Below are 19,499 nucleotides of genomic sequence, written 5' to 3'. Positions count from 1 at the left end.
GAGGTGCCAGTTAATATCCGGTCAACTCAATAAACCCTGCCCCTGAATGGGAGCCTGAAATCACAGTACCTCCCTCGTAGTATGAAAACATCCCTGGATTCCACTGCTCAGTTTGCATAGGCGCAATTTGGATGTCGATTTGATGCTTGGGCAATTGAATCGACCAGTGCAAGGGTAATAAACGTTGTGCTACTTTTATGCGTTTGGTTATTTTCGCTTGGATATCTTGTTCAGATAGATGTATCACTTCTCCATTTTTTGTTATTAACGTACCTGACCAGAAGTCATGCGCTTTCTCGTGACGCATATTAAACAGCATTAACTTAGCACCGTTGTCAAAGTGAATAGAAAACCAATCCCAGCCTTGTGCAAGGGGACTGAGATATTGTGAAGTCCACTCGTGATCAAACCAAGCATTGCCTGATACTTCTATTTTTCTGGTTGGCAGTTCAATCTCCCCAGAGACTTGAATATGGGGCTGGCTATAATAGTATGAGGCTTGTTCTGAATCTCTGAGCTTACGACTAAAACCTTGCTCCCCATGTTTTACAAAAGGTTTGTCTGCTGTAAAGTCCAAGTTAACCCTAATCTGTGTATCAATCGTGAACTCAAGGGAAGAGGGGAACATCATTGATGACTTTGCAAGCCACTGCCAATCATCAATAAAGGCATTGAATGGGCTAGAGGATATACCCGCATTACCCACGCCACCGCGAGCAAAACGTTCTTCAAACCAAGCTTCTTTACCGTCTCTTAAACCCACATGCCCCATATATTGCTGAGCATTAGCCCATGGCGTGCTTTGGGTGTCAGTGGCAAAGCGAAACAAGGTCCATTGTAATGCATAGGGCTTGTGTTGTTTGTCAGTTAGATTGGCTGTGATATACCACCATTCCACAGCAAACTTTGGGTGACTGCTATGATCTGATGGAAAAGTAATATTGTACCCCGGGACAACATTAGCAAAGGCTTTGTTGGAGGCGTTCGCTTCATTACTATTTTGTGGTGTTTGTTGTTCTACCGAATAACGGCTTAATCCAGAAAACATCGGGTCTTTTTTTTGTACTTTATGGGTATCAGCACTTATAGCTGCGTTTTTACCATCACTCTCATCACTCTCATCACTATCATCACTCTCATCAGAATATTTAGAACAAGCCACAACACCTGTTGCCAATGTCAATAACAGTAGATATTTGACTAGAAACTCAAACACTTTATATCCTCAACTAATCTGCGACGACTTAATCTGTATAAAGGTAGCGCCACCACTATCACAATCAACAAAATACTCATGACCCCAGCAGATAAAAGTGTCGAGGGCGTCATCATTATGGGATAACTCCAACTAAATGCCTGTACGTTAATCAAGTTGATCAATAACCAAGTTAAGCCGATGCCAAAGGGCAAGGCCACCAAAAAAGCCAGCAAACTGAGCAAGGTATATTGTATAAGTGATAAGCCAGTTATTTGATAATTACCTACCCCCATACTCCTTAACAATGCCCTTTGAGGGCGATTGTCCATGTCAATCATCAGCACTGAAGTGGCCAAAGACAGCGCTGCTACTAATAAAGTGACTATGTTTAATCCATCTGTGATCACAAAGGTACGTTCAAACGTTTGCATCGACAATGCCAATAACTCATCGGTTGCTATCGATCTGACCGGAACAGATAGTGAGGCTGATGCCAGCTTTTCAGCAAATAGACTTTGTTGCTGCTTAGAGGCAAAGTGCAAAGCAAATAGTGTGGTATCGGCGTTATATTTGGCAAAATAGTCTGCAGTCAGCAGGGCCTGAGCACTTTGATTACCGTAATCATAATAGATACCCACTATTTGCTTAGTTTTAGGCTGGCCTGACTCAACATAAAATTTCAGGTCATCTAAGAGTGTTAATCCATGACGTAAAGCCAATTGCTGGTTAATTAGCACCCCTTGCCCTGCTGTGAATACTTGCCAAACATCCGCTTGCTGCTCAGCAAATACCATCGCTTCTTGGTAAATGTTACTGCTGGGATATGATCTAAGCTCTAGGTTTGTTCGACTTTGGGATTGACTCACAGTGTTGTTAAGTAAAACAGCATCAAGGCTTTTACGTTCTATTACATCAACGTCAATATTTTGAGTAGCTAACCATTGAGTAAACACTTTGGGGGATTGCGTTGAAATATATTGATCAGCCACCAAGCGCTGACTTAGCCATTGCTGTGTGGCTTGGCGAAAGCTATCTACCATTAAATTCATACCAATATTACTGGTGAGTGCAATGAAAAAAGCACAGCAGGCAATTTTACTCTTTTGGGATAAACGCACACCATCTGCAGCTAACCAGCGAAATAATACCCATCGCTGTGGTAAACATTGGAACAGTATATTTAGGCTCTTTGGCACGGCATAAATAAGCAAACTGCAACCGGCAAAAATGCTCAATGCGATGGCGCTAAAACTCATCAACATATTAATAGAGTAAAAGCCTAATCCTATGGCAAAACAGCCCAGCACTATGCTGGCATGCAACCATGGTCTATGACTTGTCTTAATAGTGACGCTTAAGTTGCGTAAAGCCAACTGAGTATTCAATTGCCACATAGGTAAAATAGCGGCAGCAAATGCTCCCAACATACAGGCAGCAAAACACTGTGTCATTAATGTCACATAGGCTACCTGTGAGTAACCTACTCGTACATCAAATAGGTTTTGTAATGTGAGCGATACTAGCGGTGAGGCCAATTGAGCTAAAAATATCCCACCGAAAGCGCCAAGTGGCGCGCATAGTAAGCTGATGAAAACTAATTCGGCACCTTGTGCCCAATATATTTGTTGTCGTGATACGCCTAACTGCCGAGCGATCCGTAAATTTTGCCAGCGTTTCATTATCAATAAATGTAAGGCGTTCATAACGACAAACATACACACTACAAACATCAAACATGCCATAGCCAACAGGTTAAGGTGAAAACTGCCGGTGAGCTGCTGCGCTTGCTCGCTAGTATTGATGTTTTCAAGACGAAGGTGGTCTGGCAATGCGTCTCTTAACGCATTATTGCTGACATCATTTTTTTTACCTACTACCAACAATTCGCTAATATTTTGAGTACCTAATACTTGCTGTAATTGTCCGATGTCCATGACGATTTCTCGTCCTAAACCTTCGATAGTACTCACCGCTAGTGTGGGTAATGACGTGCCGTTTTCAAGCGTTAACATTTTCCCGTTAATAAGATTTAACTCGGTTGCAAAATCGGTGTGGATCACACTAGCAAAGGGAGGTCGCCATAATTGCCCCAGTACATCTGATACAGTTTCTGAACTATTTTTCTCAAGCTCAAATGCATCGCTGACGGGATAACTGATAATTGAAAATGTATCTATGCCTAGTAACGATATTCGTAGGGTTTGACCTGTTGTAGGATGCACAATATTCTGTGAACTCCTTAACACAGGGATAAGTTGCGAGAAGCCCAAACGACGCAGAGAAGCAAAATCCTCTTTGCTCAAGGCGTGTCCACTTCTAGCAATAATACGCTGTTCGACTTGTTGTAAAAATGGTTGACTAGCAGAAGCATAACTGTCTTTTGCGGCGCTATTGATCACCAAAACGGCACTGAGGCCAGCACAAGCGGTGACTAAAGCAATGAACACCAGTGCTAAACGTAAAGTATTGTATTGGTAGCTTGCCCAAATAAGTTTTAATAAAGGTGTCATTATAGGGTCGATGCATGGTGTGGAGACTGATTTTTGATCTGAGTTGGAACGCCATGTAGTCGTCCTTGTTGTAACAATAATCGGGTATCTGCGAAGGCGGCTACCTTTGGGCTATGTGTCACAACCACTAACGTTAGGCCTAGTTTTTTACATAATCCAAACAATAACTCACTCACACCTTGGCTATTGTTGTCATCTAAATTTCCAGTAGGTTCATCGGCTAATACTAAGCTGGGTTGATGGGATAAGGCACGAGCAATGGCCACCCTTTGTTGCTCACCGCCTGACAAATTAACCGGTAGTTTGTCTTTGTGTGCGCTTAATCCCAGCTGTGCTAATAAATCATGGTGGTATTTGCCGATGGGTAAACCATTCAGTCTGGCTGGGAAGGTAATGTTGTCCCACACAGATAAACAGTCAATTAAATTAAATTGTTGGAAAACGATACCTAGGTGTTTTTTTCGAAACTGATCGGCTTGCCCTTCACTCATGGTATTGAGTGCCAAACCCGCCACTTTGACCTCACCCTTATCGGCGTTATCTAATGCAGCGAGAATATTGAGGAAGGTTGATTTACCTGAGCCAGAATCCCCACTAATAGCGACGGATTGTTTAGCTTCAAGATGAAAATCGAGTTTGTCTAAGATACTTTTGTTCGAATGACCATCAGTAATCTGTTTGACTAAGCCGTTAACTTCAATCATCTGTGTCTTATTGTGTTGCTTGAACGTTACTAACAATACGCTAAAACACAGTATTAGTTCTACACGTCGGCAAAAAAGTGCTCTAGATCTTCACCCGTCAATTTTTTAATCTGTGAAAAAATGTACCACAGAGCTGTTATCAGCATCAGCATGCTTGGGATCACAATCACCGGATAACTCAAGGCTGTCATTCTGCCTAACTCCTCGGTGTATTCAGAAGTACCAGGAGGGCTGACTAAAATCACTTTAGCCAAAATGTAATTGAGTGCTGCAGACAAGAAAAAAGAACCTGCAACAATATAGGAGCTAATTGCCATCTTTTTCTCAAAGAGGTCACTGGTACCTGAATTTGCTAAAGACTGATTCAGATTTTGCCAATTAATGATTTGGTCACTTAGCACAAACACCTTTAATAATGGCTTACTGGTTCTTTGAGTGAATAGCACTGCAAGGCCAATAATAGCTGGGATAGTCGCTTCTTTAATCGCAATGTATTCAGCAGGTAGTTCTAACAAACTTATACCGCCAGTTAAGAACACACTGACAATACCCAGTACTGAAAAGGGGTTTATTTTAGCGGTTTGTTTCAGATCCCAAATGCCAAAGCCAATAGGGAATATTAGTGCAGCTACAATACTCCAAGCAGGCCCCAAATATTCGTCACTGCTAAGATTGGTTAAAATCACCACTGGGATAATGATATTAAAGGCTAAATTACCTAGTAGACCTGATTTTTTTTGCGGTTGAGTGTCAGACATTGATTACCTATTGATATGCATATTATTGCTTGTGGGTATTATATTCGCATTCACTGCTTAGAGCGAAGGTTTTGCCCATAATTTTGCCGCTGCTAATCCGGCAATAAAACCAAATAAGTGGGACTCCCATGAAACAAATGGGCTTGAAGGTAAAATGCCAAAAATGAGCCCACCATAAAAAAAGGCGACTAACATTGAAATAATAATCAGTTTAAATTTACCACTTAAAAAACCGGCTAAAACCAAATAACCAAAATAGCCATAAATCACCCCACTCACGCCTATATGTGTGGCAGGCCTAGCAAATAACCAAACCAATAAACCAGTAATAAGCATGATCCATATCGTTACTTGCAGATAGCGCTTTAAGCCATATTGCAGCAGTAAATAACTGAATATACACAGCGGTATGATATTCGAAAAATAATGCTGCAAACTGCCATGCACAAAAGGCCCTAAAATAATGCCTTTTAGGCCGGGTACGTAACGGGGGATCGTGCCTAATTGACTAAGCATACGCCCAGTGAATAAGTTGATTACTTCAATTGCACTAAACAACATAAAAATGGCGAATACTAAACGAATATGTTGATTATTATTCAAGGGTTTGATGGTGGAATTCATATTTAAAATAATACTATGTAGATACCAATGGTTACAGTGTGACTGATAAAAGTCGTGATAGTCATGTTAAAAGTTATATTAAATTGTCACAAAATAATATGTGGTAAATAACGTGACCCGTCTTGGGTGATAGCCGATGAGTCCTCTCTGACTGAGATGCCTGCCGCTTTATCGTTTACTAACCATGAACCTATCAATGTATGATTATTGCCAAATTGCGGCAATGGATAGTAAGCCTGATAAATAAAACCTTCTTCACCGTATGGGCCATCAGCATGTAATACAGTTTTGCCATCTTCAATGACACTAATATTGGCACCCTCTCGGGAAAATATTGGTTTTTTGACTAGCTTAGTTTCAGTCGCTTTGCTTAACTCATCTTCAAAATAAGCGGGAAGAAGATTGGGGTGATGGGGGAATAATTTCCACAACATCGGCATTAACGCTTTATTCGATAAAATAGATTTCCAGATAGGCTCTAGCCAATTCACTTGTGCGCTTTCAATAGACTGACCAAACTCTTCCCGTTGCATAAACTCCCATGGATAGAGCTTAAACAGGGTTTGGATTTTATTGTCATGTAAATCACTAAAACTGCCACATTTAGAGAGGCCAATGTCTTCAATAAATACAAAGTCATTGCTTAAACCTGACTCTTTGGCGCAATCTTGAAGATACTGCACTGTGCCACGGTCTTCATCCGTATCTTGGCAACAGGCAAAATGCATTTGACTGATATTGTAATGTTTGGCGATGGAGGCTAAGCGATTGACCAGTTTCTCCTGTAATGAGTTAAACTGATCAGCTTGTTTAGGGATCTTTCCCCCATTGACTTGTTCTTCTAACCATAACCATTGCCAAAACCCTGATTCATACAAAGATGTGGGTGTATCGGCATTATTTTCATATAGCTTGGCAGGGCCTTTACCGTGATAAGCAAAGTCTAAGCGAGAATAGAGGCTAGGATCTTGCTTTTTCCAAGAATCATTAATCTGCTGCCAAAATAATTGTGGAATTTGAAATTTTTCTAACAACTCTTGGGAGTTAACAACCTTGTCTACTACCGCCAAACACATTTGATGAATGTCTTCAGTGGGCGCTTCTAAGTCTTGTTCAATTTGTGCGAGAGAAAACTGATAATAAGCCGACTCATCCCAATAAGCTTCACCGTGCATAGTATGAAATTTAAAGCCAAACTCTTCGGCTTTTCTTTTCCAGTTGGCACGTTCAGGGATGGCGACTCTTAACATGGTCTTAGCATACTTTTAATATTGTTCACCCAGTATCAAGCCTACACAACAGGGGTTAACCACCCCAACCACCTTTTTTAGTGCTGCTGCCCCAACTAGACTTGGCCCGCACACTGCTACCAAATCCACCACGGCTCATGGTTTTAGAGACAGTAGGTTTTGGTTTTAGTGATTTTTCACTAACACGCATGCTTCTGCGTCTATTATCGCCAAAATCATAACCATCTGCACCTACCCACCTATTCCTGTAGGATGAATTTCTAGCGTTAGAGGTAAACATGGGTTGAGAATAATAACCTCTAGGCGACATTAAATTACTTAACATGTAGCCAGCCATAAAGGGCATAAAGAACGAACCTGATTCATTTCGAACAACATTACATCGGTTGTTACCAAATTCAGATTCACAATCCCTTTGGGAATTGTATTTAGGTCCTGTACGTTGTGCTTCTTTTAATGCATCGTCATAAGCCGTTTTACATTTCTCAGCAAACTCAGGGTTGGCATCAGTACAGTCATTAACGCTGGTAAATACTGCCGCTTCTTGTTTGTCACCACATGCTGAAAGGAAAATTGCCGCAACACCTAATGCCAAAGGTTTAACACTAAAACTTTTGCGCATGCCGGTTAGATTGATTGACTTTGAACGTTTGGTTTTATTGGATTGCATAGGGCCCTCCTAGTAACTCATACAAGCCGCGTTAAGCAGCCCAACAGAAATAGAAACCGCAGCTAAAATAGTGCCTGCGGATATTTCATTTTTATCAATTCTGTCTGCAATTTTAGGCATAAAAGTAAAACGTAATAAAGCAAAGGCGAACGATTGAGCAATAATGGCCACTACGCCCCAGACTACAAAATCAATTAAAAACTCCGAGTTGGCTACCGCACCTGCTAAGGCGATACTAAAACCTATCATTGCTCCACCAAAACCTATGGCTGCAGCTTGGTTTTTGTGTACCTTCACTAATTCCCACTCATTATGAGGAGTGACAAAGGCATACACCACTTTAAACACAAATAACAACAAAATCGAAACTGCAAAATACAGTGCAAAATTGCCTAAGCCTGATATTGAATTTATTATTGCGTCCATCATTTATCCTTTATTTACTGGGTGATATGGTGTTGAGCGTACCATAAGTGTTGCTTGCAGTTCTTTGTCGGTTAAAATTAGCCGTTAATCGTAATATCTGCTTGGCCAATATTAAAGCCAGTACTGATGACTAAGCAACGATCAAAATTATTATTCACTAATTTTTCTTCAGCTGTGACCAATAAGGTTTCTGTTTCGTCACCTTCGAGCTGACGTTCGTACAGCATCACAAACTGATCGGTCTCACTGGTATCGCCATCTTGTTCATAGGTTTTCTCCGTCATAGCAACAGGTGGAGACTCTTCTCCTACTGCATCCCAGACTCGCTGGTATTCCTCGTCTTCAAGCTGATAAGTGGGTTGAGATACGCCTGAAGTAATCATTTGTTTCCACTGAGCTTGCGAGCCTATGGTTTTTGTTTCGTAAAAATACCATAGCTTTACATCTGTAATGTGATTTTCTGTGTCCCCACCATCTAGGATAACTTGCAAAAAGGCATCATCATCTGTGTAAAAGCGCAAAATTTTGCCACCAGTATCTAAATTCACTTCACCTACTGCTTGGATAAGGTGTTGGCTTGCCGCTTTTTCAATCATCAATTCTGGCTCAATCAAGCGCAGTTTAAGAGGATCGAGTTCAAACGAACCTCCTAAATACAGCCCCATGATTTCAGGTGCTTTAGGTTTGGTTACTATTTCTTTTTTACCAAATAATTTGCTGAACATATACGAGCCTATTTATTTTCTGCAAAGTCATTCCACTGAAATTTAATTATCCTCTCGTCAGCGATGTAGAATATTTTGTCACCGGGTGAGAGCATCAAATCTAAGTCGGGATTAACTTGAATATTTAACTTTTCATCTGCTTTGACCATGCCTATCAAAGTAGCGTGATATTTGCGTTTTAGTGTTTCAAAGATATTTTCAATTTTTAAAGGTGGGATATGAGCTGGAATACTGACCGAATATTGTGCTTGTCCGTGATTAATATCTAACAGATCGTGATGTAGCAAACTTGAGCCTGGATCAAACGCCGATTTAGCCAACATTTCTACTGCGACACTAGGCGTGCATTCAACGTTAGGACAATGTTTTTGCAATAAACCCACTAAGCTTTCATCGTTAAAGTAAGCCACCATTTGTGCGTTGGGGTTACGCTGACTGCAATATAACGCGGTGGTCATAGTCAAATCATCTTCGGGATTGTCCATTAATACCACCCGGGCTTTGGCAACGCAAGCTCTGTCCATATCTGCGTCATTACTAAAGGTAGTGACTTTGACAAACTCAATTTGTCCAGGTAAAGGATTAGTGATATCTACTCTAACACATAGCACTATTACGGGATCGTCTTCGATAGAGGCTCGTTCTCGGATTAATAGTTCTAATAAACGTATAGTTCGGTGTCCATTCCAACCCAGTACAAGAATATGATCTTCAACATCTACACTTTTCAAACCTCTTGCTCCTTTTTGCCATTGATTCGATACCCAACTAGCAACACGTCCCAAGACAAGGGCAAAAATACTCAGACCTAATGGAATAATGTAAAAGGAGACTAAATATTTGCCTGCAGTGGTGCTGGGGGATAAATCACCATAACCTACTGTTGAGCCCGTGACGACCAACCAATAAACAAAATCTACAGATTGGGTTAATGATTCTTCACCTGCAAGATATAGCAGTAACCAACTGGTAAAACCATAAAAAATAAGCGCCAGCACAATACTGTACCAGCGCATCTCGGCAAACACTCGAACCAACATTTTACGTAATCTTGGAAACATCTGTCGCCTTATTTTACTTCAAAAGCCAATTAACTACTTGCCTAAGATACGACTAAGTTCGTCATCTGCTGATGCAGTTCCGCCTGCTATACCAGCTTCGGCTAAACGTTTACTTAAATCATCACTAGAATCTTCGGTTGCCAGTTCTTCTGCTGCTTGTAATTCAGCATTACGTAAGTTCTGCTTGTCTTGAATACGTGATAGTGATTCAGTCGCCGTTTTCATTTTGCTGTTCGCACCTAAATGCCGAGATGACACCGCAACCTGAGCTTTTTGAACTGACTCAGTAGCCTTTACCATATCAACCTGTTGCTCTAAACGTTTTAAGTTTGATTTAGCTTGCTTAATATTCAATGCTAATTGCTTTTCAGATTGCTTAAACTGGTCAAGGTATTTCTGTTCAACGTCTTGCTCAGCGCGTAAATCACCCACTTTTTGTGCACAATCTAAAGCTAATTGGCGGTCTGTATCTATTGCCTTGCGCGCATGTGCTTCGTATTGCTCAACAGATGCTTGTAAACTGTCAACCTTTTGTTGAGACAATTTACACTTGGCTAATATTTGCGTTCTGGCATGATCTGATTTACGCAGCTCATCTTTGGCCTCGCGAATTTCTTGTTCTAGAATACGAATGGCCTGACTATCGGCTACAGATTGCGCTGCTTCGGTTGCTCCGCCTTTTATAGCAGTGACTAATTTTCTCCAAACTGACATATTCTTTCTCTCCTAGTATCTACAAAAAAACAAAATAAATGCTATTGCAAATGATCTTCGTAAGCATCTAAAAAGGCTTCGACATTTTGAAACAGGGTGGTCAACTCAATCATTACGCTCTCAGCTTTTGACTGTGAACTTAATGACCCAAATGCGGTGTAATACTCATCACCAGCGACCTGAGATATACCTACTGTAGTTAGTGGGAATATCATGTGCGTTTTTAAAATTTCTTCATTGAGTAGGGCACAGTCTTTGACTTCGGCCTTGGAAAACAATAATGATTCAACCAATATTTGTTCACCACTAATGGCTAACCAAGCGTCTATTCCATCGCTGTTTGCTATTAACAAACAGTTTTCTTCTTTAGTGACAACCAAATCTTGGTTCTCTGCTAAAAGGGTCTCAAGTTGGTTAAGATCCCAAGTCATGGCTACTCTCCTGTAAGGCTAATGACTAAACTGTAATTCAAACATGTAATCCATAGATGGCTTCCCATCAATGATATTACGAGTCACATTTTAGTCAGTTTAAAGTTATTATGTCAAATTATAATTTCAACATTTGATATTTATATGTTTTAAATGTAAATTATAATTCACGTTTGGTTTTTTAGTGAAGATTGGTATTATGTCCATAAATAAAGATGAAACAACAAACGATACTGTACCATCGCTTGCTGCCGATTGGCGACAACTGGTTCAGCGCCTAATTAAGGCTGAAATGTCAAAGCGTGGTACCAAGTATCAAGATCTCAGCGACAGACTGTCTAATATAGGGATACATCAAAGCGCAGACAACCTTAGAAATAAAATTAACAAAGGTATTATGGGAGCAGATTTGTTGTTACAAATCATGTATGTCTTGAATATGCGCAAGATTGAGCGTGATGATATCATCGAAATTTTTAGCGACTTAGGCAGTCCATTAGAATAAAACGAGGGTAGGTGGCCTTTAAATAATGAACCTAATCGAACTTCTCTTTAAAGTATCCGTTCCAAAGCAATAATAAACACTGAGCGTATTCCCTTAACACCAAGGATGCAAAGTAGCAGTTTAAGTACCAGTTAAGAGTGTATTATAACACCAACCTACAAAATACGATTGATGCTTAGCTTGCCTTTAATCATGAAATAAAAGCTGCTCTAAAAATAGTGAACACTGTTGGCTGTGTATACTTGATAATAGGCAAAAAAAAGCCCGGAACCATTGAGTCAATGAGCCGGACAAATAACAGCTTTGGGAAACGTCAATATTTAACTGTTATATAATCCTAATTGAACAGAATTTATGTGCAATACCAATAGGTTATGCATACTTGATTGCAGGTATTAGTGAATATACGTAAAATATTAAGCAAATAATGTTGAGACCACTATGAAACTATCTGATTTTCATTTCGATTTACCTGAAAACCTTATCGCCCATTATCCTACTGAAAAACGCAGCAGTAGTCGCCTGATGCATCTTAACGGTAATAGCGGTGAGGTGCTTCACAAGCAATTTTCGCATATTGTCGAGTTGATTGACGAAGGTGATTTACTGATTTTTAATAATACCCGGGTCATTCCCGCAAGACTATTAGGTCAAAAGGAATCGGGAGGAAAAGTTGAAGTGCTGATTGAGCGGGTGTTAGACGAGCATCGAGTATTGGCTCATGTTAGAGCCAGTAAATCACCTAAAGTGGGTAGCAAACTTATGCTCGAAGGCATAGTGCAAGCTGAAATGGTCGCCAGACATGACGCCTTGTTTGAGTTAAGGTTTTTGAATGATGAGCCTGTTTTACGTTTACTCGAGCAATGTGGGCATATGCCATTACCCCCTTACATCGACCGCCCTGACGAAGACTCAGATAAAGAACGTTATCAAACTGTGTACAACAAAGTGCCTGGTGCAGTGGCTGCACCTACTGCTGGTTTACATTTTGATGAAGAAATTCTTGAGTTGCTTAAAGACAAAGGTGTGAAATCGGAATTTGTGACTTTACATGTGGGCGCAGGGACTTTTCAACCTGTAAGGGTAGATAATATCCTAGAGCACCAAATGCATTCTGAATACGCAGAAGTATCACAACAAGTAGTCGATGCTATTTTAGCCACTAAGGCTGCAGGTAAGCGTGTTATAGCAGTAGGCACTACTTCGGTGCGTTCGATAGAGTCAGCAGCACAAGCCGCACTTAAAAAAGGCACTGAACTGGCACTATTTTTTTCAGATACGGATATTTTTATCTACCCGGGCTATGAGTTTCAACTGGTAGACGCCATGTTAACTAACTTTCATTTATCCGAATCTACCTTGCTGATGTTAGTTAGCGCTTTTTGTGGCAAGCACAATATCGAAAGTGCTTATCAACAAGCCATTGAGCAAGAGTATCGATTTTTTAGCTATGGAGACGCAATGTTTTTGGAGAAAAAGTTAGCTTGAAGTTAACTTTTAGTGTGTAGTTATGCCCTAGCGGGCACTGCCGTACTGCGTTTTTCGGTTGGCATTCCTGCCAAATGACTTACTTTTTGCTGCGCAAGGTAATCGCTTTGCTCATAAGGTATGCGCTGCGCTTACGTCATCCATGACGTTTTTGTCTCGAATCCCTTCGAATCACTCACTTTTTTGCTGCAGCCAATAAACTAAGTTGAACGACATGGATGTCGTTTGAAAATACTTCATGAACGAAAGTGTCTGCAAAACATGATTTTGAGTAAGTAAAAAGTGCCGCTGAAGGCAGTGCTCTTCATCCAACTATTACCTCAATTTAGCAGATCGTGCTGAGCCGTTCCAGACGACGCACCGCTCAATCGCCTGTCCATGGCGATTGGCCCAATTGAAATAATAGTTACCCTTAATAGCGATTATTATTGAGGAGGATTCTCAACATCAGAGTAATTACCGACACAAGGTCCAACGCTAAACTGATAGCCTAAAGCAGAATTGTCTTCGACGACTAATAAAATCAAATTTTCGTCTATGGGTAAGCTACGTTGTAAAGAAGATTTCTTACAAGCGGATTTTGGATACGTTTCAAAGTGATAAATAAAGCCCGCAATCAGTTTGTCTAGCCATTTTATCTGGCCTTCTTCATCTACTGGTGTTAAAAACGGACGGTTATTAAATGTGAAGGTAAGATCATTTGTATCATTTGTATCATTTGTATCATTTGTATTAATTACATCAATTGCATCCATTACATCAATTTGAGCTTTATCGTTGAGCTCTTCTACTTCAACGTTGTTCTCGGCGGTTGCTTTTTTAAGTAATGCAATGGGTTGTGCAAACAATTCGATTTGTTTGGCATAAGGGACCGCCATAAAAAAAATCGACATGATAACGTAAGGTATCAATACCAGTCTCAATAACATAGTCATAAAAACAAATGTGTTGTCTTCCCAGTGTATTTTGACCTTGACGCCCAATGGGCGAAGCAATACACCGACTATTGACCATAAACCACCTGCAATTAAGGCCATCGAAAAAAATATGATGGAACTCATTAACAACCAAAATGGCAGCATGATTAAAGTAGCAAATCCTAATGTAAAAACAAAAGGCCCAGGCTCGATACCGGTAATAACATTAATTTTAAGGGCGGATATAGCCAAAGCAAAGTTAGCCGTGGCGGCATATAAAACCAGTATAAAGGCTTTACCCAGCATATGTTCCCAAATGCGGTTAAACACATGCCAAAGCTCTCTCACAAGGCCCACTCCAGCAATCGCACCTACCCAAAATAACTCATGATCTTGCTCGCCACCTTGCTCACTGGGTATCAATACTAACAAAAACGCGATTAGGTACATCCATTGTGAGAGAGTCAGTTGTGAAAACTTTTTACGTAATAAAGGGATAATATGTGTTGGCAACCGTGGCCAGTCTCTTCTGAAAATCGCTTTAGGTTTAATGAATGGTGTTTCTTCAGAGCTTTCCATAAGTGGTAAATGACTTTTTGACACGCGTTTTCACCGAGTTAGAAGTTTAACTTTGTATCTCAGGCAACCAATATTAGATTTCTGTAGACTATGTCAGTGTAGATGTTATTTGACGCAAAGCACCCTCATCACTTGGTGAGACTAAAAAAGTCATTACGAGTGGCGATACTCTTAAACACAATTTAGCTGGTAACCACACAATGTAAGTAGGGTAACAAAACCAAGCTATCACTATGTATTTCATAAACTTCTTTGTTTAAGAGTTCTTAGTTGACCATTTTAAGGCCTTTTTAATGCAGAATACGGACAAAGATTGTGCGTAATATTTATCAAGCTCAAATTTACCCAGTATAAATTTCAAACCTTTGACTGATTCGTATATAATCCCGCATCGTTTTTAAGCATGGCTTGTTAAAAAATACAGTGTATTCAGATATGTCTGTATTAATTGTAACAGCCCAGTTTCGTCATCGGACTGATTTCGGTAAGCTGAGATAAATCAATGAAATTTGAATTAGATAATACAGACGGTAAAGCTCGCCGTGGCCGTTTGATTTTTGACCGCGGGGTAGTAGAAACACCGGCTTTCATGCCAGTGGGTACTTACGGTACGGTAAAAGGTATGACGCCTGAAGAGTTGGATGAGACAGGCGCACATATTTGCTTGGGCAATACTTTCCATCTAATGTTGAGGCCGGGTACAGACATCATCAAACAACACGGTGATTTACATGATTTTATGCACTGGGACAAACCTATACTGACTGACTCAGGTGGTTTTCAGGTGTTTAGCTTAGGGGACCTGCGCAAGATAACCGAAAACGGTGTTACGTTCCGTTCACCCATTAATGGTGAAAAGATCCTGCTTACGCCAGAAAAGTCTATGCAGGTGCAGCGAGATTTAGGTTCAGATATAGTAATGATATTTGACGAGTGCACGCCTTATCCAGCCACTGAAAGTGAAGCTAGGGTTTCAATGGAGTTATCGCTACGCTGGGCTAAACGCAGTAAAGACGAACATGGCGATAATCCATCTGCACTATTTGGCATCATCCAAGGTGGTATGTACGAAGGCCTGCGTGATATATCCTTGGCGGGTTTAGAGGATATTGGTTTTGATGGTTATGCCATAGGTGGATTATCGGTAGGTGAGCCAAAAGACGAAATGATCAAGGTGCTTGATCATACTACAAACCAAATTCCTGCAAATAAACCACGGTATTTGATGGGGGTAGGTAAGCCTGAAGATATCGTCGAGGCTGTTCGCCGTGGAATTGATATGTTCGATTGTGTCATGCCTACGCGTAATGCGCGTAATGGCCATATGTTTATTACCAGCGGTGTGGTTAAAATTCGTAATGCGGTACATAAAACCGATATTGGTCCATTAGATGAAAAATGTGATTGTTACACTTGTAAAAACTATTCTCGGTCATATCTACACCACTTGGACAAATGTAATGAGATACTTGGCGCACGTTTAAATACTATCCATAACTTGCGTTATTACCAACGTATAATGCAAGGCTTGCGTGATGCCATTGCCGCTAACAAACTCGATGCATTTGTTACCGAATTTTACGCACAAAAAGAGATGCCAGTGCCTCAGTTAAAAGACTAGCTGGCAATAACATAATTAAAATTTACAGAAATTAGGGGAAATTATGAGTTTATTTATATCCAATGCTTACGCACAAGATGCCGGTGGAGCTGCTGGTGGCGGTTTTGAAATGTTGATCATGCTGGGTGTGTTTGGTTTAATTTTTTACTTTATGCTGTATCGTCCACAAGCCAAACGTGTCAAAGAGCATAAAAACTTAGTCACCTCCCTAAGTAAGGGGGATGAAGTTCTGACTCAAGGTGGAATGGTCGGTAAAATTGTAAAAGTTTCTGATGAAAAAGACTTTATCGAAATAGGTTTGAATGACACGACTAACATTGTTATTCAAAAATCTGCTGTTTCAGCGGTCTTGCCTAAAGGCACTATGAAAACCATCTAAATATAGATATCGAATAGGGGCGTTTAAGCCCCTTTTTTATTGGAAGAACGGAAGGAATTTCTTGTGTTAAATCAAACTCCGCTATGGAAGTACTTTTTGGTGATCTTTGTGGTCGGCCTATGTGCTTTGTATGCCACTCCAAATTTGTATGGCGAAGATCATGCAGTGCAAATATCTGCGGGTAAGAACGCAGTTGTCAATGCTGATGTAGTTGAAAAAGTGACTGCCGAGCTTGCAGCTGCAAATATATCTAGCAAAAGTATTGTGCTTGAAAACGAACTGATACTCGTTCGATTAAATGATCCTGACACTCAGTTAATTGCTCGTGAAAAAATCCAAAAAGCCTTAGGCGATGATTATTTTGTGGCAATGAACTTAGCGCCTGACACGCCAGCTTGGCTAGAAAGCTTGGGTGGTACGCCAATGAAACTTGGCCTAGATTTACGTGGTGGTGTGCATTTTCTTATGGAAGTGGATATGAAATCGGCCCTGTCTAAAAATTTAGAAGATATGGTGGGAGATTTTCGCACTGCGTTGCGCGAAGAAGGCATCCGTTACCGTACCGTAAAACAATTGGATGATGGTGTAGAAATTTATTTCCGTGACCAAGAAACCTTAGATTCGGCAGAGTTCTTCCTAAAAAATCGTAATCGAGATTTGGTTTTTGTTGAAAGAAGCGGCTTAGTTATTTTCGCCAGCATGTCTGAGCAAAAACTGGCTGAGTCTCGCGATTACGCGGTAAAACAAAACATCACGATTATCCGTAATCGTGTAAACCAGTTGGGTGTTGCTGAGCCTACGGTACAAAAACAAGGACCAGACCGGATAGTCGTGCAATTGCCTGGTATCCAAGATACAGCTAAAGCAAAAGAAATTCTTAATGCGACTGCGACCTTAGAATACCGTGAAGTTGATATTGAAAATGACGTGCGTGATGCAATCAATGGTCGTGTACCTGCCGGTTCTGAATTGTTACCTTATGACAAAGGTGGCCCACAATTACTCAAGAAAAAAGTCATAGTAGCCGGTAGTTCAATTATCGATGCCAATAGCGGTGTGGATCAATATGGTATGCCAAAGGTGTCAATTTCGCTTGACTCCAAAGGTGGCGCTAAGATGCTCAACTTCACTAAACGAGCTGTGGGTAAACCTATGGCGGTGGTCTTTATCGAATTTAAAGCCACGGGTGAGCGAGACGAAGACGAAAAGCTGATTTTTGAAGAGGAAAGGCGAGTCATCAGTGTGGCAACGATAAACGGTGTGTTTGGAAATCAATTTGAAACGACCGGATTAGACTCTCCACAAGAAGCTTATGATTTGGCCCTATTATTAAGAGCGGGAGCTTTGATTGCACCGATTCAAATTATTGAAGAACGCACCGTTGGACCCAGTTTAGGTCAAGAGAATATCGACTTAGGAACAAAGGCTATTATTTATGGCTTTATTGCAGTGCTCATATTTATGCTGATTTATTACAAAAAATTTGGCTTTGTTGCCAACATTGCATTAACGCTTAACTTAGTCATGATCATCGGTATTATGTCGATGGTTCCTGGCGCCACACTGTCATTGCCTGGTATGGCTGGAATAGTGTTAACCGTAGGCATGGCAGTTGATGCTAATGTACTGATATTCGAGCGAATACGGGAAGAGGTGAAAGATGGGCGAAGTCCTCAGCAGGCTATTCATCATGGCTATGATAGTGCGTTTTCAACCATATTAGATGCCAATATTACGACCTTCCTTGTTGGTTTGATTTTGTTTTCTGTAGGCACAGGTCCGATTAAAGGCTTTTCCATCACATTGATGATTGGAATAATCACTTCAATGTTCACTGCGATCATTGTGACTCGTGTCATCGTTAATGCATGGTGGGGCGGTAAACGTCTGACCAAGTTGTCAATCTAGGAGCGCCAACATGCAATTATTAAATATGAAAGAAACTATCCGCTTTATGTCTCTGAAGAAACCTGCGGCTATTTTGTCGGTGTGTTTGATTATAGGTTCGATTACATCATTGGCCATCAATCAACTGAATTGGGGATTAGATTTTACCGGTGGTACACAAATTGAAGTGGGTTATGGACAAACCGCAGATTTATCACAAATTCGTGGACAATTAGAAGCGTCGGATTTTAAAGATGCAGTGGTACAAAATTTTGGCAGTAGCCAAGACGTACTTATTCGTTTAGCGTCACGGGACGGTGTTAAACCTTCTGAATTAGGTGATGCTGCGTTAAAGATACTCAAAGAAGCAGATAGCACAGCAGAGATGCGTGGCAGTTCTTATGTTAGTTCAAGCGTGGGTGAAGAGCTCACAGAACAAGGCGGACTGGCCATGCTGGTGGCTTTAATTTGTATTCTTATATACGTTGCATTACGTTTTGAATGGCGTTTTGCTTTAGGTTCAGTCGCAGCGTTAATGCATGATGTGTTAATAACTTTGGGGTTATTTTCAATATTAGGCTTAGAGTTTGACTTAACTGTACTGGCAGCTGTATTGGCTGTCATTGGTTATTCACTCAACGATACAATAGTTGTGTGTGATCGTATCCGTGAAAACTTTCGCAAGATACGTAAAGGAGAGTCAGAAGAAATTATCAATATTTCTCTCACTCAAACTTTAAATCGAACCATTATCACTTCTTTAACTACCATTTTAGTCTTACTTGCTTTGTTTTTTGTAGGCGGCGCGACTATCCATGGTTTTGCTACTGCTCTGTTATTCGGTGTGCTTATCGGTACCTATTCCTCTATTTATGTTTCCAGCTTAGTTGCCTTGACATTAGGCATCAGTAAGGAAGACTTGATGCCTACTGAAATTGAAAAAGAAGGCGCGGATCAAGACCCTATTGCATAAGTATTAGACTGCTTTCTGATTTGAAAAACCAGCCTTTTGAGCTGGTTTTTTATTTTTAATAAACCCACCTTCTAACAGA

At 40.6% G+C, this 19,499-nt stretch carries 19 protein-coding genes; 6 read left to right on the top strand and 13 right to left on the bottom strand.

Going from position 1 to position 19,499, the window contains the following annotated elements; all coding sequences use genetic code 11:
* Positions 1-10: 10 nt before the first annotated feature.
* The 12 genes from Q0Y52_RS14965 to Q0Y52_RS14910 all read right to left on the bottom strand — a co-directional run bounded on the left by Q0Y52_RS14965 (position 11) and on the right by Q0Y52_RS14910 (position 11,071).
* Positions 11-1,216, bottom strand: a complete 1,206-nt coding sequence (locus Q0Y52_RS14965; protein ID WP_297822958.1) for a lipocalin-like domain-containing protein — start codon at positions 1,214-1,216, stop codon at positions 11-13.
* The gene (locus Q0Y52_RS14960) at positions 1,201-3,708 is read right to left on the bottom strand and encodes an ABC transporter permease (RefSeq protein WP_297822956.1); all 2,508 of its coding nucleotides are present in this window, start codon (positions 3,706-3,708) and stop codon (positions 1,201-1,203) included. The genes Q0Y52_RS14965 and Q0Y52_RS14960 overlap by 16 nt, the downstream gene beginning before the upstream one ends.
* Positions 3,708-4,412 (bottom strand): ABC transporter ATP-binding protein, encoded by a 705-nt coding sequence (locus Q0Y52_RS14955; protein WP_297822954.1) that lies wholly within the window; start codon positions 4,410-4,412, stop codon positions 3,708-3,710. The genes Q0Y52_RS14960 and Q0Y52_RS14955 overlap by 1 nt, the downstream gene beginning before the upstream one ends.
* A gap of 59 nt (positions 4,413-4,471) precedes the next feature.
* Entirely contained in the window at positions 4,472-5,170 is a 699-nt protein-coding gene (locus tag Q0Y52_RS14950; protein ID WP_297822952.1) for a VC0807 family protein, read from the bottom strand.
* A gap of 57 nt (positions 5,171-5,227) precedes the next feature.
* The gene (locus Q0Y52_RS14945) at positions 5,228-5,794 is read right to left on the bottom strand and encodes a rhomboid family intramembrane serine protease (RefSeq protein WP_297822950.1); all 567 of its coding nucleotides are present in this window, start codon (positions 5,792-5,794) and stop codon (positions 5,228-5,230) included.
* A gap of 86 nt (positions 5,795-5,880) precedes the next feature.
* Complete coding sequence (locus tag Q0Y52_RS14940) at positions 5,881-7,044, bottom strand: glutathionylspermidine synthase family protein (RefSeq protein ID WP_297822947.1); 1,164 nt, start codon at positions 7,042-7,044, stop codon at positions 5,881-5,883.
* Positions 7,045-7,099: 55 nt separating this feature from the next.
* Positions 7,100-7,714, bottom strand: coding sequence for a DUF1190 family protein (locus Q0Y52_RS14935; RefSeq protein WP_297822945.1), 615 nt, complete (start codon positions 7,712-7,714; stop codon positions 7,100-7,102).
* 9 nt (positions 7,715-7,723) lie between these two features.
* Complete coding sequence (locus Q0Y52_RS14930; protein ID WP_297822943.1) at positions 7,724-8,140, bottom strand: DUF350 domain-containing protein; 417 nt, start codon at positions 8,138-8,140, stop codon at positions 7,724-7,726.
* A 77-nt stretch (positions 8,141-8,217) separates the two neighbouring features.
* Positions 8,218-8,865, bottom strand: coding sequence for a YjfK family protein (locus tag Q0Y52_RS14925; RefSeq protein WP_297822941.1), 648 nt, complete (start codon positions 8,863-8,865; stop codon positions 8,218-8,220).
* 8 nt (positions 8,866-8,873) lie between these two features.
* Positions 8,874-9,926 carry a potassium channel family protein gene (locus Q0Y52_RS14920; protein ID WP_297822939.1) on the bottom strand — a complete coding sequence of 351 codons (1,053 nt, stop codon included), beginning with the start codon at positions 9,924-9,926 and terminating at the stop codon, positions 8,874-8,876.
* Between the two features lie 33 nt (positions 9,927-9,959).
* Positions 9,960-10,640 (bottom strand): PspA/IM30 family protein, encoded by a 681-nt coding sequence (locus tag Q0Y52_RS14915; RefSeq protein ID WP_297822937.1) that lies wholly within the window; start codon positions 10,638-10,640, stop codon positions 9,960-9,962.
* Between the two features lie 41 nt (positions 10,641-10,681).
* The gene (locus tag Q0Y52_RS14910) at positions 10,682-11,071 is read right to left on the bottom strand and encodes a YjfI family protein (protein WP_297822935.1); all 390 of its coding nucleotides are present in this window, start codon (positions 11,069-11,071) and stop codon (positions 10,682-10,684) included.
* A 199-nt stretch (positions 11,072-11,270) separates the two neighbouring features.
* On the opposite strand from Q0Y52_RS14910, the gene Q0Y52_RS14905 reads away from it, so the two are divergent.
* Positions 11,271-11,576: a DUF6471 domain-containing protein gene (locus Q0Y52_RS14905; RefSeq protein ID WP_297822933.1), complete on the top strand. Its 306-nt coding sequence runs from the start codon at positions 11,271-11,273 to the stop codon at positions 11,574-11,576.
* A gap of 441 nt (positions 11,577-12,017) precedes the next feature.
* Complete coding sequence (gene queA, locus Q0Y52_RS14900) at positions 12,018-13,064, top strand: tRNA preQ1(34) S-adenosylmethionine ribosyltransferase-isomerase QueA (RefSeq protein WP_297822931.1); 1,047 nt, start codon at positions 12,018-12,020, stop codon at positions 13,062-13,064.
* A 425-nt stretch (positions 13,065-13,489) separates the two neighbouring features.
* Here queA and Q0Y52_RS14895 read toward each other — a convergent pair whose 3' ends face one another.
* A complete protein-coding gene (locus tag Q0Y52_RS14895) occupies positions 13,490-14,584 on the bottom strand; it encodes a hypothetical protein (RefSeq protein ID WP_297822929.1) in 1,095 nt (364 codons plus the stop codon).
* Positions 14,585-15,062: 478 nt separating this feature from the next.
* Here Q0Y52_RS14895 and tgt point away from each other — a divergent pair, with 478 nt between their 5' ends.
* The 4 genes from tgt (at position 15,063) to secF (ending at position 19,420) form a co-directional block, all read left to right on the top strand.
* Positions 15,063-16,181 carry a tRNA guanosine(34) transglycosylase Tgt gene (gene tgt, locus Q0Y52_RS14890; protein ID WP_297822927.1) on the top strand — a complete coding sequence of 373 codons (1,119 nt, stop codon included), beginning with the start codon at positions 15,063-15,065 and terminating at the stop codon, positions 16,179-16,181.
* Positions 16,182-16,224: 43 nt separating this feature from the next.
* The gene (gene yajC / locus Q0Y52_RS14885) at positions 16,225-16,560 is read left to right on the top strand and encodes a preprotein translocase subunit YajC (RefSeq protein WP_297822925.1); all 336 of its coding nucleotides are present in this window, start codon (positions 16,225-16,227) and stop codon (positions 16,558-16,560) included.
* Positions 16,561-16,623: 63 nt separating this feature from the next.
* Complete coding sequence (gene secD, locus Q0Y52_RS14880; RefSeq protein WP_297822923.1) at positions 16,624-18,468, top strand: protein translocase subunit SecD; 1,845 nt, start codon at positions 16,624-16,626, stop codon at positions 18,466-18,468.
* Positions 18,469-18,478: 10 nt separating this feature from the next.
* Positions 18,479-19,420 carry a protein translocase subunit SecF gene (gene secF, locus Q0Y52_RS14875; RefSeq protein WP_297822920.1) on the top strand — a complete coding sequence of 314 codons (942 nt, stop codon included), beginning with the start codon at positions 18,479-18,481 and terminating at the stop codon, positions 19,418-19,420.
* Positions 19,421-19,499: the final 79 nt, after the last annotated feature.

The sequence above is a fragment of the uncultured Paraglaciecola sp. genome (genome assembly GCF_943787955.1).
GTDB lineage: Bacteria > Pseudomonadota > Gammaproteobacteria > Enterobacterales > Alteromonadaceae > Paraglaciecola.
This window is presented reverse-complemented; position numbering and strand designations above follow the sequence as displayed.

What these genes read in the sequence shown, in the direction of transcription:
- Q0Y52_RS14910 (WP_297822935.1), bottom strand. Translation starts at nt 11,071, where the DNA reads ATGACTTGGGATCTTAACCAACTTGAGACCCTTTTAGCAGAGAACCAA.
- Q0Y52_RS14940 (WP_297822947.1), bottom strand. Translation starts at nt 7,044, where the DNA reads ATGTTAAGAGTCGCCATCCCTGAACGTGCCAACTGGAAAAGAAAAGCC.
- Q0Y52_RS14915 (WP_297822937.1), bottom strand. Translation starts at nt 10,640, where the DNA reads ATGTCAGTTTGGAGAAAATTAGTCACTGCTATAAAAGGCGGAGCAACC.
- Q0Y52_RS14935 (WP_297822945.1), bottom strand. Translation starts at nt 7,714, where the DNA reads ATGCAATCCAATAAAACCAAACGTTCAAAGTCAATCAATCTAACCGGC.
- queA (WP_297822931.1), top strand. Translation starts at nt 12,018, where the DNA reads ATGAAACTATCTGATTTTCATTTCGATTTACCTGAAAACCTTATCGCC.
- Q0Y52_RS14905 (WP_297822933.1), top strand. Translation starts at nt 11,271, where the DNA reads ATGTCCATAAATAAAGATGAAACAACAAACGATACTGTACCATCGCTT.
- tgt (WP_297822927.1), top strand. Translation starts at nt 15,063, where the DNA reads ATGAAATTTGAATTAGATAATACAGACGGTAAAGCTCGCCGTGGCCGT.
- Q0Y52_RS14920 (WP_297822939.1), bottom strand. Translation starts at nt 9,926, where the DNA reads ATGTTTCCAAGATTACGTAAAATGTTGGTTCGAGTGTTTGCCGAGATG.
- yajC (WP_297822925.1), top strand. Translation starts at nt 16,225, where the DNA reads ATGAGTTTATTTATATCCAATGCTTACGCACAAGATGCCGGTGGAGCT.
- secF (WP_297822920.1), top strand. Translation starts at nt 18,479, where the DNA reads ATGCAATTATTAAATATGAAAGAAACTATCCGCTTTATGTCTCTGAAG.
- Q0Y52_RS14960 (WP_297822956.1), bottom strand. Translation starts at nt 3,708, where the DNA reads ATGACACCTTTATTAAAACTTATTTGGGCAAGCTACCAATACAATACT.
- Q0Y52_RS14950 (WP_297822952.1), bottom strand. Translation starts at nt 5,170, where the DNA reads ATGTCTGACACTCAACCGCAAAAAAAATCAGGTCTACTAGGTAATTTA.
- Q0Y52_RS14930 (WP_297822943.1), bottom strand. Translation starts at nt 8,140, where the DNA reads ATGGACGCAATAATAAATTCAATATCAGGCTTAGGCAATTTTGCACTG.
- Q0Y52_RS14955 (WP_297822954.1), bottom strand. Translation starts at nt 4,412, where the DNA reads ATGATTGAAGTTAACGGCTTAGTCAAACAGATTACTGATGGTCATTCG.
- Q0Y52_RS14945 (WP_297822950.1), bottom strand. Translation starts at nt 5,794, where the DNA reads ATGAATTCCACCATCAAACCCTTGAATAATAATCAACATATTCGTTTA.
- Q0Y52_RS14925 (WP_297822941.1), bottom strand. Translation starts at nt 8,865, where the DNA reads ATGTTCAGCAAATTATTTGGTAAAAAAGAAATAGTAACCAAACCTAAA.